This window comes from Azovibrio restrictus DSM 23866 (assembly GCF_000429665.1).
Classification (GTDB): domain Bacteria; phylum Pseudomonadota; class Gammaproteobacteria; order Burkholderiales; family Rhodocyclaceae; genus Azovibrio; species Azovibrio restrictus.
On sequence record NZ_AUCH01000003.1, the window covers coordinates 238,884 to 255,084 of the forward strand.

General features: G+C 67.4%; 12 protein-coding genes. 8 read left to right on the forward strand and 4 right to left on the reverse strand.

The annotated features are described in order from the left end of the window. Together G474_RS0104810 and G474_RS0104815 are read left to right on the forward strand one after the other, a co-directional pair. Positions 1-990, forward strand: a complete 990-nt coding sequence (locus G474_RS0104810) for an L-threonylcarbamoyladenylate synthase (protein WP_051281859.1) — start codon at positions 1-3, stop codon at positions 988-990. 113 nt (positions 991-1,103) lie between these two features. Then, positions 1,104-2,744, forward strand: a complete 1,641-nt coding sequence (locus G474_RS0104815; protein WP_026685989.1) for a methyl-accepting chemotaxis protein — start codon at positions 1,104-1,106, stop codon at positions 2,742-2,744. Positions 2,745-2,866: 122 nt separating this feature from the next. On the opposite strand, the gene G474_RS0104820 is transcribed toward G474_RS0104815, so the two are convergent. Genes G474_RS0104820 through thiD form a run of 4 tightly spaced genes read right to left on the reverse strand, consistent with a single transcriptional unit; the run spans position 2,867 to position 6,362 of the window. Next, positions 2,867-3,553: a UPF0149 family protein gene (locus G474_RS0104820; RefSeq protein ID WP_026685990.1), complete on the reverse strand. Its 687-nt coding sequence runs from the start codon at positions 3,551-3,553 to the stop codon at positions 2,867-2,869. A 40-nt stretch (positions 3,554-3,593) separates the two neighbouring features. Continuing rightward, the gene (hemL, locus tag G474_RS0104825) at positions 3,594-4,874 is read right to left on the reverse strand and encodes a glutamate-1-semialdehyde 2,1-aminomutase (protein ID WP_026685991.1); all 1,281 of its coding nucleotides are present in this window, start codon (positions 4,872-4,874) and stop codon (positions 3,594-3,596) included. Further along, positions 4,871-5,527: a thiamine phosphate synthase gene (gene thiE, locus G474_RS0104830; protein WP_043463217.1), complete on the reverse strand. Its 657-nt coding sequence runs from the start codon at positions 5,525-5,527 to the stop codon at positions 4,871-4,873. The genes hemL and thiE overlap by 4 nt, the downstream gene beginning before the upstream one ends. After that, positions 5,520-6,362 carry a bifunctional hydroxymethylpyrimidine kinase/phosphomethylpyrimidine kinase gene (gene thiD / locus G474_RS0104835; protein ID WP_043463219.1) on the reverse strand — a complete coding sequence of 281 codons (843 nt, stop codon included), beginning with the start codon at positions 6,360-6,362 and terminating at the stop codon, positions 5,520-5,522. The genes thiE and thiD overlap by 8 nt, the downstream gene beginning before the upstream one ends. Before the next feature lie 104 nt (positions 6,363-6,466). Here thiD and G474_RS0104840 point away from each other — a divergent pair, with 104 nt between their 5' ends. The 6 genes from G474_RS0104840 (at position 6,467) to G474_RS0104865 (ending at position 16,130) form a co-directional block, all read left to right on the forward strand. Then, entirely contained in the window at positions 6,467-6,664 is a 198-nt protein-coding gene (locus G474_RS0104840; RefSeq protein WP_051281885.1) for a rubredoxin, read from the forward strand. A gap of 133 nt (positions 6,665-6,797) precedes the next feature. Next, positions 6,798-7,160, forward strand: a complete 363-nt coding sequence (locus G474_RS0104845; protein WP_043463299.1) for a response regulator — start codon at positions 6,798-6,800, stop codon at positions 7,158-7,160. Positions 7,161-7,187: 27 nt separating this feature from the next. Beyond that, the gene (locus G474_RS0104850) at positions 7,188-7,553 is read left to right on the forward strand and encodes a response regulator (protein WP_026685996.1); all 366 of its coding nucleotides are present in this window, start codon (positions 7,188-7,190) and stop codon (positions 7,551-7,553) included. Positions 7,554-7,565: 12 nt separating this feature from the next. After that, positions 7,566-8,081: a chemotaxis protein CheW gene (locus G474_RS0104855; RefSeq protein ID WP_026685997.1), complete on the forward strand. Its 516-nt coding sequence runs from the start codon at positions 7,566-7,568 to the stop codon at positions 8,079-8,081. Between the two features lie 14 nt (positions 8,082-8,095). After that, positions 8,096-10,252 carry a methyl-accepting chemotaxis protein gene (locus G474_RS0104860; RefSeq protein WP_026685998.1) on the forward strand — a complete coding sequence of 719 codons (2,157 nt, stop codon included), beginning with the start codon at positions 8,096-8,098 and terminating at the stop codon, positions 10,250-10,252. Between the two features lie 13 nt (positions 10,253-10,265). Beyond that, positions 10,266-16,130 carry an Hpt domain-containing protein gene (locus G474_RS0104865; protein ID WP_026685999.1) on the forward strand — a complete coding sequence of 1,955 codons (5,865 nt, stop codon included), beginning with the start codon at positions 10,266-10,268 and terminating at the stop codon, positions 16,128-16,130. Positions 16,131-16,201: the final 71 nt, after the last annotated feature.

The following is a 16,201-nucleotide window of genomic DNA, read 5'->3' on the forward strand; positions in this document are numbered from 1 at the left end:
ATGTCCCTGGACCCCGCCCTGCTGGCCCGGGCCGTCGACCTGCTCAAGGCCGGCGAGCTGGTGGCCCTGCCCACGGAGACCGTGTACGGCCTTGGTGCGGATGCCGCCAACCCGGCAGCGGTGGCGAAAATCTTCGCCGCCAAGGGCCGCCCCGCCGACCATCCCCTGATCGTGCACCTGCCCGGCGACGACTGGCTCGACCAGTGGGCCGCCGACATTCCCCAAGCCGCCTGGGACCTGGCCGAGGCCTTCTGGCCCGGCCCCCTGACCCTGATCCTGAACAAGCAGCCCTGGGTGCCCGACGCCGTCACCGGCGGCCAGGACACGGTGGGCCTGCGGGTGCCCGGCCACCCGGTGGCCCTGGAGCTGCTCAAGGCCTTTGCCGACGCCGGCAGCCATGGACGACACGCGGGCGGCATCGCCGCCCCCTCGGCCAACCGTTTTGGCCGCATCAGCCCCACCACCGCTGCCCATGTGCAGGAGGAGCTGGGCGAGCGGGTCCCCCTGATCCTGGACGGCGGCCCCTGCCAGGTGGGCATAGAATCGACCATCATCGACCTCTCCCGAGGCCGGCCGGAAATCCTCCGTCCCGGTCACATCGGGCCGCAACGGCTGGCAGAGGTCCTGGGCGACCTGCCCGCCATGCACCAGAGCCAGGGCGCCCCCCGGGTGTCCGGTTCCCTGGAATCCCATTACGCCCCGGTCACCCCGGTGCGCTTGCTGGCCCCTGAACGGCTGCTGGATTTCCTCACCCTGCAGCGTCACGCCGGCGTCCGCTGCGGCGTCCTCGCCTACGACCAGCCCGCCCAGGCCGGCATGCCCCACCTCTGGCGCATGCTGCCCGCCGATCCGGCCGGCTACGCCCACGACCTCTACGGCGCCCTGCGGGACCTGGACCATCAGCAACTGGGCCTGATCGTGGTGGAAGCACCACCGGCCAGCCCGGCCTGGAGCGCCGTCCAGGACCGCCTGCGGCGGGCCGCAGCCTGACCCTCGGCAAGGGAAAGAACCCCCTTAGTCCTAACGGGGGAATTGCTTTATCCTCACACCTACATAATCATTAGGCTATATATAAAGTAATAGCTGACACAGGGAGAAGAGCCATGCAACTGGACAAATACAGCGTCAATGCCCGCCTCTGGGTCTTTTCCAGCTTCGTCTTCATCGGCCTGATCCTCCTGGGGGGCGTTTCCCTGTTCGACATGCGCACGGCCATGCTCGAAGACCGCTACCAGAAGACCCAGTCCCTGGTAGCTTCCACCGGCGGCATGCTGGAAGGGCTGCAGAAGCAGGTCCAGGCCGGCAGCATCACCCAGGAAGAAGCCCAGCGCCTGGCCAAGGAAATGCTGCGCACCACCCGCTACGAGGGCAAGGAGTACTTCTTCGTCCTCAACAAGAATCTGGTGTACCAGGTCATGGGGCCGGCACCGGAACGGGAAGGCACCAATGCCACGGATATCAAGGACCCCAACGGCAAGCTGCTGTTCCAGGAGTTCCGCAAGACCATCGAAGCCGACCCCAAGGGGGGATTCGTGGATTACTACTGGCCCCTGCCCGGGTCCAGCGCTCCGGTGGCAAAGATTTCCTATGTGGCCTACTTCGCCCCCTGGGACTGGATCTATGGCACCGGCATCTACCTGGATGACGTGGACAAGGCCTTCCAGAAACAGGCTACGTTGCTGGGCATCATGATCGTGGTGATCCTGGCGATCATGGTGGGCATCTCCCTGATGATCAACCGCAGCATCCTGGGCCAGCTGGGCGGCGAGCCCGCCTACGCGGCGGAAGTGGTGCGCGCCATCGCCCAGGGCGACCTGACCCGGGAAGTCCGGACCGATCCGCAAAACCAGGGCAGCCTGCTCCACGCCATGGGCCAGATGCAGCAGAAGCTGGCGGAGATGTTCCGCCAGATCAACAGCATGGCGGCCCACCTCTCCCAGAATGCCGAGCACGTCGCCACCGCCGCGGCGGAGACCAGCACCGCCTCCCACGAGCAGGCCCAGTCCACCTCCGCCACCGCCGCCTCCATCGAGCAGATGACGGTGAGCATCAACGAGGTGTCGGAAATCGCCGGCCAGACCGAAACCAATTCGGAAGAGACCGCCCGGCACGCGGAACAAGGCGCAAAACTGGTGGGCGATGCCGGCGACGCCATGGGCAAGATTTCCAGCACCGTGGCAGCCTCTTCCGAGCAGATCCAGCTCCTGATGCAGAAATCCATGGAAATCGGCGGCATCGCCAACGTGATCCGGGAAATTGCCGACCAGACCAACCTGCTGGCCCTGAACGCCGCCATCGAAGCGGCCCGGGCCGGGGAAGCGGGACGCGGCTTTGCCGTGGTGGCCGACGAGGTGAGGAAGCTGGCCGAGCGCACCACCCAGGCCACCGGGGAAATCAGCGCCATGATCAGCGCCATCCAGAACGAAACCCAGTCGGCCGTGAGCGCCATGGACACCACCATGCCCCAGGTGGACAAGGGCATGGAACTGGCCGAGGCCGCCCGCAAGATGCTGGAAAACATCCACAGCCAGGCGCTGCAATCCCTGACCCAGGTGAAGGACGTGGCCCTGGCCACCCGGGAACAGGCCACCACGGCCAACGACATTGCCCGCCATGTGGAACACATCGCCAGCATGTCCGAGGAAACCAACGCCACCATGAAGAACAACGCGGCGGCAGCCCAGGAACTGGAACAGCTGGCGGTGGAACTGGGCCGCCTGGTGTCCTACTTCCGGGTCAGCTAAGGAGCAGAAACCCCGCCCTGGCCCGGGACCCCGGGCATAGCGCAGCGGGGCCGCCCCAGCCTGAATACAGGGACGCCGCTACCCCCCTCCCCGCCCCCGGTGCCTGCACCGGGGTTTTCACTTCAGTGCAGGGTTTCCTTGCCGCAGCACTGCTTGTACTTGCGACCGCTGCCACAGGGGCAGGGGTCGTTACGGCCCACCTTGGGGCCTTCCCGGCGGATCGGCGCGGGAATGTTGCGCCGGGCTTCCCAGAAGTCGTAAACCGACTGCACCAGTTCCGGCAGGGCCTCCCGGCTTTCCTGGACCCAGCGCGCCTCTTCCCGGGGCGAAACCCAGGCCTCTCCCGCAGCCAGCACGTCTTCCTTCAAGCTGCCGTTGAGCAGGAAGAACACTTCCATCAGCTCGGCCAGATCCTCCCAGTGCTCCCCGGCGGCCTCCTGCCAGGGCTGCTCTCCCAGGCCGGTGCCGAACAGGTAGGCATCCACCCAGGTGCCGTAATCCAGCTCATCTCCCTCCTCCTCCAGGGGATAGAGGAGCGGCGCCACCCCCTCGCCCTGGGCCAGGTCATCGGCAATCTGCACCTGCAGGCGCAGGGCCAGATCCCGGGCCCGGGCGCCGGCCTCGCCTTCCGCCTGTCCCAGAGCCTCGGGCAGCCACAGCTCCCGGGGCACGGCCTGGGGCGCGCTGCTCACGGCACAGAGGAAGGCCTGCAGCTGATCCAGCCCCATGGCTTCGCCAGCCAGCGCTTCGGAATCCAGCAGGGTTTCCAGTTCATCCAGTTCGGTTTCACTCAGGGCTTGATGGGCCATAGGGGCTCCTTGAAAGTGGGGCAAGAGGGAACGGCCGCCATCACCGGGCCGCGAACCAGGCCTCGGCGGCGGCCACGGTGGCGGCGATGTCCGCCTCGGTGTGGGCGGCGCTGACAAAGCCGGCCTCGAAGGCGGAAGGAGCAAAGTAGTGGCCGGCCGCCAGCATGGCATGGAAGAAGCGGTTGAAGGCCTCCTTGTCGCAGGCCATCACCCCGTCGAAGCTGTCCGGGCAGGTCTCGGCGAAATAGAGGCCGAACATGCCGCCCACGTGCTGGGCGCAGAACTTCACCCCGTGCTTTCGGGCCGCCGCCGTCAGCCCCTCGCAGAGCTGGTGGGTACGGGCCGTCAGGTTCTCGTAGAAGCCCGGGGCCTGGATCAGCTTCAGGGTAGCGAGACCGGCGGCCACGGCCACCGGGTTGCCGGACAGGGTGCCGGCCTGGTACACGGGCCCCAGGGGCGCGATCTGCTCCATGATTTCCCGCTTGCCGCCGAAGGCCGCCAGGGGCATGCCGCCGCCCACCACCTTGCCGAAGGTGGACAGGTCCGGGGTGATGCCGAACAGGCCCTGGGCGGAACCCAGGCCGACCCGGAAACCCGTCATCACCTCGTCGAAGATGAGCACGGCGCCGTGCTTCGCCGTCAGTTCACGCAGGGCCTGGAGAAATTCGGCGCTGGGTACGATCAGGTTCATGTTGCCCACCACCGGCTCCAGGATCACCGTGGCGATCTTGTCCCCGTGCTGGGCAAAGGCCTCGGCCAGGGCAGCCGGGTCATTATAGGGCAGCACCAGGGTGTGCTGGGCCAGGTCGGCCGGCACGCCGCCCGAGGAAGGATTGCCGAAGGTCAGCAGGCCGGAGCCGGCCTTCACCAGCAGGCTGTCGCTATGGCCGTGGTAGCAGCCCTCGAACTTCACCAGCATGTCCCGGCCGGTGTAACCCCGGGCCAGGCGGATGGCGCTCATGGTCGCTTCGGTACCGGAGGACACCAGGCGCACCATGTCCATGGACGGCACCAGCTGGCAGAGCAGGTCGGCGATATCCAGCTCTGCCTCGGTGGGAGCGCCGAAGGAGAGGCCCTTGACGGCGGCTTGCTGGACGGCGGCCAGCACGTCCGGGTGGGCGTGGCCGAGGATCAGGGGGCCCCAGGAGCCCACGTAATCCAGGTACTCCTTGCCGTCCGCATCCCAGACCCGGGCCCCGGCGCCCTTCTCGAAGAAGCAGGGCACCCCGCCCACGGAACGGAAGGCCCGCACCGGGGAATTCACCCCGCCGGGAATGTGTTGCTGGGCGCGTTCGAACAGAGTCTGGTTGCGGGAAGTCATGGAAGGTCCTCGAAAAGTCGTTGATAGGCGGCAGCCCGGCTGCGCAGGGCCGCCAGGTCGCCGGGATCCTGGAACAGGTCGGCAATCACCGCCACCAGGCGGGCGCCGGCGGCGATCACCGGGGCGGCATTCGCCAGGGTGATGCCGCCGATGGCGCAAGCCGGCAGCGGCAGCCCGGCTGCGGCCTGGCGGAACAGCTCCAGGGAGGCCCGGGCCGCCTGGGGCTTGGTGGCTGAGGGATGGACGGCGCCGAAGGCCACATAGCTGGCTCCAGCCGCCTGGGCCTGGCGGGCCAGCTGGAAATCCTGGTAACAGGAGGCTCCCAGTACCGCCTCCGGCCCCAGCTGGCGGCGGGCGGCGGCCAGAGCCCCGTCCTCCCGCCCCAGATGCACCCCGGCCGCCCCGATTTCCAGGGCCAGCTCCAGGTCGTCATTGATGATCAGGGCGGCGCCATGGGCCCGGCACAGCTCGTTCAAGTCTGCCGCCTGGCGGCGCAACTGCTCCGGCCCGGAGCACTTGTCCCGGTACTGGAGCCAGCGGCAGCCCCCGGAGAGCAGCGCCTCCACGGCCTGCATCAGGGCGGAACCCGCCAGCCCGTCGGGGGTGATGGCATAGAGCCCCCTCAGGGGCGGCAGGGCCTGAACCTCAGGCATCCTCGCCCGCCTCCGCCTCGCCCCGGGCCCAGAACAGGCGATCCGGGATGAACTGCCCCATGCCGGGGCGAAACCCGTGGGCCAGGGTCTGCCAGGTGTATTCCTGGGCTTCCCGCACCGCCTCCTCCACCTCGCTGCCCCCGGCCAGGCAGGCGGCGATGGCCGAGGCCAGGGTGCAACCGGAGCCGTGGTAGCTGCCCGGCAGGCGCTCCCAGTCATCCTGGCGCAGCAGACCGTTTTCCCCATACAGGGTATTGCTGACCTGGGCTGTCTGCTCGTGGGCACCGGTGAGCAGCACGTACTGGGACCCCAGGGCGAGCAGACGGGCCGCCACCTGGGCCAGGTCATCCTCGGGCCCCTCTTCCTCAGCCTCATCCTCCACCAGGCGGCGGGCTTCCACCGTATTGGGGGTGATCAGGGTGCACTGGGGCAGCAGCAGCTCGCGCATGGCAGCACGCAGGTCCTCGTTGGCGAATTCGTCGCCCCGCCCCGAGGCCAGGACCGGGTCCAGCACCAGAGGAATGTCCGGGTAGTCGGCAACGATCTCGGCCACCGCCACCACATTCTCCACGCTGCCCAGCACCCCCACCTTGAACGCCGCCACCGGCATGTCCTCCAGCAGGGCCCGGGCCTGGCGTTCCACGGTCTCCGAATCCACCGGGTGCACGCTTTCCACCCCCACCGTGTCCTGCACGGTCAGGGCGGTGACCACCGCCAGGGGATGGCAGCCCAGGCTGGCCAAGGTGAGGATGTCGGCCTGGATGCCGGCACCGCAGGAGGGGTCGCTGGCAGCGAAGACCAGGACCAGAGGAGGCACGGGGGGAGTAGCGATCATGGATTTACCGGCCATCACGCCCGGCGAATGCGGCGGAAGTGTGGCGGAGCAAAGGACGATTGGGTAAGATTGGCAGGGATTTTACCCGAAAGCGCCCCATCACCATGACAGAGCTGCAGGATTCCACTACACGGAGTTGCCGGACCTGGGTCTGTCTGGCCTGCGGCTGGGTCTATGATGAGGCGGTCGGCATCCCGGCGGACGGCATTCCCCCAGGCACCCCCTGGGAGGATGTGCCCATGAACTGGACCTGCCCCGAATGCGGGGCGCGCAAGGAAGATTTCGAAATGGTCCAGTTATGAATAGGCACCTGCACCGTTACGGCTTACACTTCGTTTCACGTCTGAAAATAACCCGGGCACTACAAGAACGGCACAACCTGGGGTCGAGGGGAAAGAATTGACGGACATCGCAAACCTGCGCGGCACGAAAGTCATGGTGATTGACGACAGCAACACCATACGCCGCAGCGCGGAAATCTTCCTGGTCCAGGCCGGCTGCCAGGTGGTCCTGGCCGAAGATGGCTTCGACGCCCTGGCCAAGATCGCCGACCACCAGCCGGACATCATCTTCTGCGACATCATGATGCCGCGCCTAGACGGCTACCAGACCTGCGCCCTGATCAAGAAAAATGCCCGTTTCCGCAGTACGCCGGTGATCATGCTGTCCTCCAAGGACGGCCTGTTCGACCGGGCCCGGGGCCGCATGGTCGGCTCGGACCAGTATCTGACCAAACCGTTCACAAAGGACAGCCTGCTGCAGACGGTGGCGAGTTTCGCCCCCCAGGGTGTCCAATAATCCGTTTTAGCTAGGGAGAAGCTGCAAATGCCAGTTCAGAAAATTCTCGTGGTCGATGATTCCCCCACGGAACGTTTTTTTGTCACCGACCTGCTCACCAAGAACGGTTACCAGGTCATCACCGCCGAAAACGGTGAGGAAGGCATCGCCAAGGCCAAGGCTGAACTGCCCGACCTGGTGATCATGGACGTGGTGATGCCCGGCCTCAACGGCTACCAGGCCACCCGCACCCTGACCCGGGATGAAGCCACCAAGAGCATTCCCGTCATCGTGTGCACCTCCAAGGGTCAGGAAACCGACAAGATCTGGGGCCTGCGCCAGGGCGCCATGGACTACCTGGTCAAACCGGTGAACCCGGAAGAGTTGCTGCAAAAGATCGCTGTTCTTCCCTGATCGGCGGCCCCCATGGCCAGACGCATCAGCCTGCGCGAGTTCCAGGAGCACCTGTCCCGCCGCCTCTCCGGCGTGGCCCAGGGTGAGAGTGCCTCGTCCCTGCTCGGGGTACAGGCCGGCCAGCGCTTCTGGCTCCTGGACCTGTCCGAGTCCGGCGAAATCGTTCCCCTGCCCAGCCTGACCCCGGTTCCCCTGACCCACAAGGCCTTCGCCGGCCTGGCCAACATCCGGGGCAATCTGCACGCGGTGACCGATTTTCCCGCCTTCCTGGGCGAGGAACCCACCTCCCTGCACAACCCGGCGGCCCGGCTGCTGCTGGTGGGGGCCAAGCATGGCAACAACGTGGCCCTGCTGGTGACCCGCCTCCTGGGCCTGAAAAACCCCGCCGACTTTGAAGCCGGCACCCCACCGGCCCAGGCCCCCGCCTGGAATGCCGCCACCCTCGTGGACCCCGATGGGCGCGAGTGGCATCGCCTGGATCTGAAAGCCCTGCTTTCCGATCCCCAATTCATGAATATCGTGGCCTGACCGCGGAGATCAACATGGCCTTCAAGCTGAACCTGCCCAAACTGTCCTTCGGGAAAAAGAAACCCAGCCCCGACAACGACATGACCATCTCGCCGGATCACCCGCCGGTTCCTGTCCGCCCCGCAGCCAAGGCCGGCAAGGTGGCGGGCAAGGGTGGTGCCCAGGGCAGCAAGCCGGTCATCCAGCAGATGCAGATGCTGGGCGGCGCCCTGATCCTGCTGTTGATCATCATCGGGACCCTGGTGTTCCAGGACAACCGCCAGTCCACCCACGGCACCGCCTACGTGTCCGCCGCCGGTGAGATGCGCATGCTCTCCCAGCGCATGGCCAAGGCCTCCTCCCTGGCCCTGCAAGGCAACCCCACGGCCTTCAACCAGCTGAAGGAATCCCGGGATACCTTCTCCCGCCTGCTGCAGCAGCTGACTGCCGGCGGCCAGATCAACGAAGTGGCCGTGCCCCCCTCCCCGGACAACGTGCGCGCCGAACTGGAATCCCTGGCCAAGCACTGGGCCACCATGGAAAAGGATGCCAACACCCTGATCGCCCAGGAAAAGAACCTGGTGGGTCTGGGCAAGAACGTGGCCTCCATCGACGGCCGCAACCCCGAGCTGCTTGACCTGGCCGAACAGGTCGCCGCCCTCAAGCTCCAGGGCGGCAGCAGCGCCAAGGAAATCGCCGCCGCCAACCAGCTGGTGATGCTGACCCAACGGATTGCCAAGAACGCCAGCGCCCTCTTGGGCGGCGAATCCATCAACCCGGAAGTGGCCTTCCTGCTGGGCAAGGACACCAACGCCTTCCGGGACATCCTCGCCAGCCTGCTGGAGAGCAATGCCAACATGCCCGAAACCCGGGAAAAGCTGGGTCAGCTGGAAGCCGTGTTCGGCGAATACCGGGAGGCCATCGGCGGCATCCTGGGGAACATGCAGCCCCTGGTGCTGGCCAAGCAGTCCGGCGCCCGCATCTTCAAGGAAAGCGACGCCCTGCTGACCGAAACCGACGCCCTGGCGGCCGCCTATCAGCGGGAGCTCTCCTCCCGGGGCCTGTTCATCGTCAGCGTCCTGGTGCTCACCGCCCTGGCCGTGGTAACCCTGGGCTGGCTGGCCAAGATCTACCTGGATGACACCCGCCGCCGGGCCGAGGAATCCGAGCGCCAGCGTCAGGCGTCCGAATCCACCAACCGTCAGAACCAGGAGGCCATCCTGCGCCTGATGAACGAACTGGGCGACCTGGCCGACGGTGACCTGACCGTGACCGCCACCGTGTCGGAAGACATCACCGGCGCCATCGCCGACTCCATCAACTACACCATTGAAGAACTGCGGGTGCTGGTGGGCCGCATCAACGACGCGGCGAACCGGGTGACCCAGGCCACGGAAATCGCCCGCCAGACTTCCGCCGAACTGCTGGAAGCCGCCGAGAAGCAGGGCTCCGAGATCGGCACCGCCGGCGAGTCGGCCCTGCAGATGGCCCACTCCATGAACGCCGTGTCCGGCCACGCCAACCAGTCCGCCCAGGTGGCCCGAGCCTCCCTGGACGCCGCCGAAAAGGGCGCCACCGCCGTGCAGGACTCCATCCGCGGCATGAACGAAATTCGCGAGCAGATCCAGGAAACCTCCAAGCGCATCAAGCGTCTGGGTGAATCCTCTCAGGAGATCGGCGAAATCGTGGAACTGATTTCCGACATTACCGAACAGACCAACGTGCTGGCCCTGAACGCCGCCATCCAGGCGGCCTCCGCCGGTGAAGCCGGGCGCGGCTTCACCGTGGTTGCGGAAGAAGTGCAGCGCCTGGCCGAACGCTCCGCCGAAGCCACCAAGCAGATCTCGGCCCTGGTCAAGACCATTCAGACCGACACCCAGGACGCCGTGTCCGCCATGGAACAATCCACCCAGGGCGTGGTGGAAGGGGCCAAGCGCTCCGACGCCGCCGGCCAGGCCCTGTCCGAAATCGGCCAGGTGTCCCGGGATCTGGCTGCCCTGATCGAGAACATCTCGGCCGCCACCCAGAAACAGGCCCAGTCCGCCACCCAGGTGGCCGAACTGATGCAGGACATTCTGCGCATTACCGAACAGACCACCGCCGGTACCACCCGCACCGCCGAGGCTGTGGATGAACTTACCGCCCTGGCTTCCGAACTGAAGGGTTCGGTCGCCGGCTTCAAGGTCAGCTGAGAAACCATTGCCCATGAATGCAGCCACGGACTTCGATCTCGGCCCCCTGACCTGGGTCAAGGGGGAGATCGACCTCGCCCTGGAACGGGCCACGGAAGCACTCCAGCAGTTCCGGGAACACGGGGACGCCACCCAGCTCAAATTCTGCCGCACCCACCTGCACCAGGTGCACGGGGCCCTGTCGGTGGTGGGCCTGGACGGGGTAACCCAGCTCACCGACGCCCTGGAAACCCTGCTGGGCGCCCTGGAAAGCGGCGCGGTCAGCCCCCCGACCCGAGCCCTGCCCGCCATCCAGGATGCCCTGGCCGCCCTGCGCCAGTATCTGGACGACCTCATGGCCGGGGAGCCCAACCAGCCCCTGCGCCTGCTGCCCACCTACCAGACCCTGGCGGCAGCCCTGGGCAAGCGTCCGGCCAACCCCACCGACCTGTTCTTCCCGGACCTGAACCTGCGCCCGCCCAAGCGTCCGGCCGGAGTTCCCCTGACCCAGGAAGAACGGCTGAAGCTGATCCGCTCCGAACGCAGCCGCTTCCAGAAGGGCCTGCTCGCCTGGCTGCGCCAGCCCGAAGGCAGCAGCGCCAGCAACGACGGCCTGACCCTGATGCAGGAAGCCCTGCGCCGCATCGAAGCCACCCAGATTTCCCCCTCGGCCCGGGCCTTCTGGTGGGCTGCCCTGGGCCTGGTCACAGCCCTGGCCCATGGCGCCAGCCGCGCCGGTGATGCCCGCTCCCTGTGCGCCCGCATCGACCTGCAGATCCGCCGCCTGCTGGAAGGTAACCCCGGGGTGGCCGAACGGCTGCTGCGGGACTCCCTGTACTTCGTCGCCCACAGCCCGGCCAGCGCCGACCCCCTGCTGGCGGAAATCCAGGCCACGTACCAGCTGGAACGCCTGATTCCCGCCCCGGAACGGATCAAGAGCCCGGGCCACGCACCCCAGGAAGCCACCCTGCGCCGGCTCAAGGAAACCATCGCCACCGCCGAGGAGCAGTGGAACCGCTTCTGCGCCGGCAGCGCCTCGGCCCTCACCGCCTTCGTGGACCAGACCCGCAACAGTGCCCAGCTGGCAGCTGACCTGGACCACACGGACCTGAAGCGCCTGGCCCAGGCCCTCACCGCCGCCGCCAACTGGCTGGCCCAGCAGCCCTCGCGCCAGTCCGATGGCGTGGCCATGGAAATCGCCACGGCCCTGCTGCTGATCCAGACCGCCCTGGAAAACTACACCCGCCTGGGCCAGGATTTCGCCCAGCAGGTGGACCTGATGGTGGAGCGCCTGCACACCTGCATGGCCGGGGAAACCCCCGCCGACAGCGACATCCCGCTCCTGGACGAAATGTCCCGCCGGGCCCAGGAGCGTCTGCTCATGGCCCAGGTGGCCCGGGAAATCCAGAGCAACCTGGCCCAGATCGAACAGGTCCTGGACGCCTATTTCCGCGACACCAGCAAGCGCCCCGAAGCCACCAGCCTGGAAGGCCCCCTGCGCCAGATCTCCGGCGCCCTGACCATCCTGGGCCAGGATGGCGCCGTGGCCTATCTGGGCGAGTGCGAACAGCGCATCCTCGCCTTCACCCGCCCGGACCAGCCCCACGAAGCCGCGGACTTCGAAGCCGTGGCCCAGCAGCTCTCCATCCTGGGCTTCTTCATCGACGCCCTGCAGCACGGCAACGTGGACTTCCAGGAATTCCTGCAGAAGCTCCAGGGCCAGGACAGCGAAGCCGAAGCCCAGGCCGAGCCCGAGGAAGAACTGGCCAGCCCGGAGCCGGAAGAAGAGGAAGAAGCCCCGGTCGCCAGCGTCGAAAGCCAGCTCGAACGGCTCAAGGCCGAGACCCGGCACCTGCTCGAAGCCATCAAGACACGGCCCGAAGACCCGGCCCTGCGGGACGACCTGCAGGCCCACCTGCAGGCCCTGCAGAAAGATGCCGACCTGGTGGCCGACCAGGCCCTGCTGGCCCAGGCCAAGGCCGCCCTCTCCGCCCTGGCCGAGAGCAAGGCCGACCAGCCGCAGATGCAGGCCGTGGCCGAAGCCCTGGCCCCCATCGGTGCCCAGCCCGAAGCCCCAGCCCCGTCCGAGGAAACCCTGCAGCTGGCCCAGGCCAGCACCGACGAGCTGGATGCGGAACTGCTCTCCATCTTCCTGGAAGAAGCCCAGGAAGTGCTGGGCACCATCGGCGACAGCCTCGCCACCCTGCGCCAGCAGCCCCACAACACCGACACCCTGACCACCATCCGCCGTTCGGTACACACCCTCAAGGGCAGCGGCCGCATGGTGGGGCTCAAGGATCTGGGCGAAACCGCCTGGGCCGTGGAGCAGACCCTCAACCTGTGGCTGCGCCAGGAACAGGAAACCAGCCCCGAACTGCTGGAAATGATCAGCCTCACCCACCAGGTGTTCAGCGTCTGGGTGGAGCACCTGGCCAGCGGCGACGGCCTGATGCCCGACCCCGCTCCCCTGATCACCCTGGCGGAACGGCTGCGCGGCGTGGAAAGCGAAGCCCCCGCCGCCCCGCCACCGCCTCCGGAGCTGGAAGCCCCGGCAGCCGAGCTGCTGCGGGAAGAAGCTCCCGCCCCGGTGGCCGGCCCCGAAGCCGACGAAGAGGAAATGCCCGCCGACCTGCTGGCTTCCCGCTTCGAACTGGGCTCCCTGGACATCGAAGAAGAACCGGAACCGGCCCCCGTCCAGATGCAGCCCCAGGAAGTGGAATCCCTGGAACTGATGCCGGCCCTGGACATGAGCTTCGACCTGGACGAGGACCTGCCCGCGCCTCCCGCCGCCGAACCGGAAGCCCCGTCCTTCATGGCCGAGCCGGCGCTGCCGGAAACGGCCCCGGAACCCGGCCCCCTGGAAATCGAATTCCCCCCGGAAGCGGAAGCGGTGGAAGAGGAAATCACCTTCCCCGAAGAAGCAGCGCCCCCCGAGCCGGAAGCCGAGCCCGAACCTGAAGCGCTCAGCGAACCCGAGGCCCCGACGATCCCCGAGGACGAAGGCCGAGGCCAGACCCTGACCGTTTCGCCCCAGCTCTACGAAATCTTCCGGGACGAGGCCCGGGGCCACCTGGACAATCTGCAGCACTTCCTGGAAGAGCTGGCCCAGGCCCCGGCCATGAGCACCCCCTTCGAAGTGGGCCGGGCCGCCCATACCCTGGCCGGCATCGCCGGCACCGTGGGCATCATTCCGGTCAACAAGCTGGGCCAGGCCCTGGAGCACGCCCTGCTGCGCCGGGACGCCGCCCAGCACCCGGACAGCCTGGAAGGCCAGGAAATCCTGCGCCAGACCCTGGACATGCTCGAAGGCATGCTCGCCCGGCTGGCCGAAGGGCACATGCCCGAAGCCCAGCCCAGCCTGATCGACGCCCTGTCCCAGCTCTATCCGCCCAAACCGGACCCCTGCAGCCAGCCCGCACCCGACCAGGACCTGGCCGCCGTGCTCGGCGCCGCCGCCCACGAAGAAATCCTGGAAGCGGAACAGCCCCCGGTCCCGGTGGCGGAGCCGGCGGTTCCTGCCGCCCCCGAAGCCGCCGCTCCGGCGGCGGTCCATGAAGCCCCCAGCGGCGACCTGCCCCCCATGCTCCAGGACGAGCTGGACGAACAGCTGCTGCCCATCTTCCTGGAAGAAGCCCAGGAACTGGTGGAAGGCTTCCAGACCCAGATCGCCGCCTGGCAGGCCGACAAGGCCGGTGAGGAAGCCCCCCACTCCCTGGCGCGCCTGCTGCACACCTTCAAGGGCAGCGCCCGCATGGCCGGCGCCATGAACCTGGGCCAGCTCACCCACGCCGTGGAAAGCCGGGTCAGCGAACTGACCCGCAGCCAGCAGATCAGCGACGGGGACCTGGAAGAAATCGAGGCCGCCTGCGACATCCTGGCCCAGACCGTGGAACGCTACCAGGCCGGTGATTACAGCCTGCCCGGCCTACCGGCCGCCGCCACCGAAGAAAGCAGCCCCGCCGAAACCGGCGCCCCGGCAGCCCCTGCGGCCCCGGTCCAGGCCGCTCCGGCCGCCAGCATCAGCACTGCCGCCCCGGCGGCACCCCAGCACCCGGAAGCGGCGGAAGCCGAAGGGGGCCAGCGGGCCCTGCTGCGGGTACGGGCCGACCTGGTGGACCAGCTGGTGAACGAAGCCGGCGAGCTCTCCATCGCCCGAGCCCGGATCGAAGGGGAAATGCGGGAACTGAAGGACTCCCTCCTGGACCTGACGGAAAACGTGATCCGCCTGCGGCGCCAGCTGCGGGAAATCGAAATCCAGGCGGAAACCCAGATCCAGGCCAACACCAGCCACGAGACCAAGGCCGATTTCGACCCTCTGGAGCTGGACCGCTTCACCCGCTTCCAGGAACTCACCCGGATGATGGCCGAGTCGGTAAACGACGTGGCCACGGTGCAGCAGAACCTGCTCAAGAACCTGGATGACGCCAACGCCGCCATCACCGCCCAGGCCCGCCTCAACCGCAGCCTGCAGCAGTCCCTGATGAGCGTGCGCATGGTGCCCTTCGCCAGCCAGAGCGAACGGCTCTACCGGCTGGTGCGCCAGACGGCCAAGGAAGTGGGCAAGCGGGCCAACCTGGAACTGCACGGGGGCCAGGTGGAACTGGACCGTTCGGTGCTGGAAAAAGTCCTCTCCCCCCTGGAACACATGCTGCGCAATGCCGTGGCCCACGGTCTGGAAACCCGGGACAAGCGGCTGGCCGCCGGCAAGGAGGAAATCGGTGAAATCAGCCTGGGTCTGGCCCAGGAAGGTAACGAAATCATCCTCACCCTGTCCGACGACGGGGCCGGCCTGGACCTGGCCCGCATCCGCGCCAAGGCCGAAAGCGCCGGCCTGATCGCCCCCGGCGAACAGGTGGACGACCACAAGCTGGTGGACTTCATCTTCCACTCCGGCTTCTCCACCGCCGCCGAAGTCTCCCAGGTGGCCGGCCGGGGTGTCGGCATGGACGTGGTGAAGACCGAGGTCACCTCCCTGGGCGGCCGTATCGAAGTCATCACTCAACCCGGCCAGGGCACCACCTTCCGCCTCTACCTGCCCCTCACCCTGGCGGTCACCCAGACCGTTCTGGTGCAGGTGGGCGAGCGCCTGTTCGCGATTCCCTCGGCCATGATCGAACAGGTCATGGAAATCCGCGACAAGCCCCTGAACGAGATGCGCGAGAAGGGCGAAGCCGTCTGGCAGGACCAGCACTACCCCTTCCACTACCTGCCCCGCCTCCTGGGGGACAACCAGACCCAGCCGGCGCACCGGCGCCTGTACTGGGTGCTGCTGCTGCGCTCCGGCGCCCAGCGGGTGGCCGTGCTGGTGGACGAAATGCGCGGCAACCAGGAAATCGTGGTCAAGAACGTGGGGCCCCAGATGGCCCGGGTGGTCGGCATCGCCGGCGCCACGGTGCTGGGGGACGGCCAGGTGGTGCTGATCCTCAACCCGGTGGCCCTGGCAACCCGCCAGCCGGCCATCAGCGCCAGCATCGAGTCCGCCGCCCCGGTGGCGCCCCAGGAAACCCCGGCGCCAGCCCCCGTCACCCATCAGCCCACGGTGCTGGTGGTGGACGACTCCCTCACGGTGCGCAAGATCACCAGCAAGCTGCTGGCCCGGGAAGGCTACCTGGTGGAACTGGCCAAGGACGGGGTCGATGCCCTGGAACAGCTGATCGACAAGATTCCCGACGTGATCCTGTCGGACATCGAGATGCCCCGCATGGACGGCTTCGACCTGGTGCGCAACATCCGCGCCGACGAGCGGCTGACCCAGGTGCCGATCATCATGATCACCTCGCGCACGGCGGACAAGCACCGCAACTACGCCATGGAAATCGGTGCCAACCACTACCTGGGCAAGCCCTACGACGAAGAGGAGCTGCTGCGCCTGCTGGCGGGCTATACGGGCCGCAGCTGACCCGTCCCTCCCAGCCCCAGCAAAAAGGCCCGGCGCAATGCCGGGCCTTTTGCATGGTGAAGGGAAAACCC

Coding starts and splice junctions, on each gene's coding strand:
- G474_RS0104810 (WP_051281859.1), top strand. CDS start 1: ATGTCCCTGGACCCCGCCCTGCTGGCCCGGGCCGTCGACCTGCTCAAG.
- G474_RS0104815 (WP_026685989.1), top strand. CDS start 1,104: ATGCAACTGGACAAATACAGCGTCAATGCCCGCCTCTGGGTCTTTTCC.
- G474_RS0104820 (WP_026685990.1), bottom strand. CDS start 3,553: ATGGCCCATCAAGCCCTGAGTGAAACCGAACTGGATGAACTGGAAACC.
- hemL (WP_026685991.1), bottom strand. CDS start 4,874: ATGACTTCCCGCAACCAGACTCTGTTCGAACGCGCCCAGCAACACATT.
- thiE (WP_043463217.1), bottom strand. CDS start 5,527: ATGCCTGAGGTTCAGGCCCTGCCGCCCCTGAGGGGGCTCTATGCCATC.
- thiD (WP_043463219.1), bottom strand. CDS start 6,362: ATGATCGCTACTCCCCCCGTGCCTCCTCTGGTCCTGGTCTTCGCTGCC.
- G474_RS0104840 (WP_051281885.1), top strand. CDS start 6,467: ATGACAGAGCTGCAGGATTCCACTACACGGAGTTGCCGGACCTGGGTC.
- G474_RS0104845 (WP_043463299.1), top strand. CDS start 6,798: ATGGTGATTGACGACAGCAACACCATACGCCGCAGCGCGGAAATCTTC.
- G474_RS0104850 (WP_026685996.1), top strand. CDS start 7,188: ATGCCAGTTCAGAAAATTCTCGTGGTCGATGATTCCCCCACGGAACGT.
- G474_RS0104855 (WP_026685997.1), top strand. CDS start 7,566: ATGGCCAGACGCATCAGCCTGCGCGAGTTCCAGGAGCACCTGTCCCGC.
- G474_RS0104860 (WP_026685998.1), top strand. CDS start 8,096: ATGGCCTTCAAGCTGAACCTGCCCAAACTGTCCTTCGGGAAAAAGAAA.
- G474_RS0104865 (WP_026685999.1), top strand. CDS start 10,266: ATGAATGCAGCCACGGACTTCGATCTCGGCCCCCTGACCTGGGTCAAG.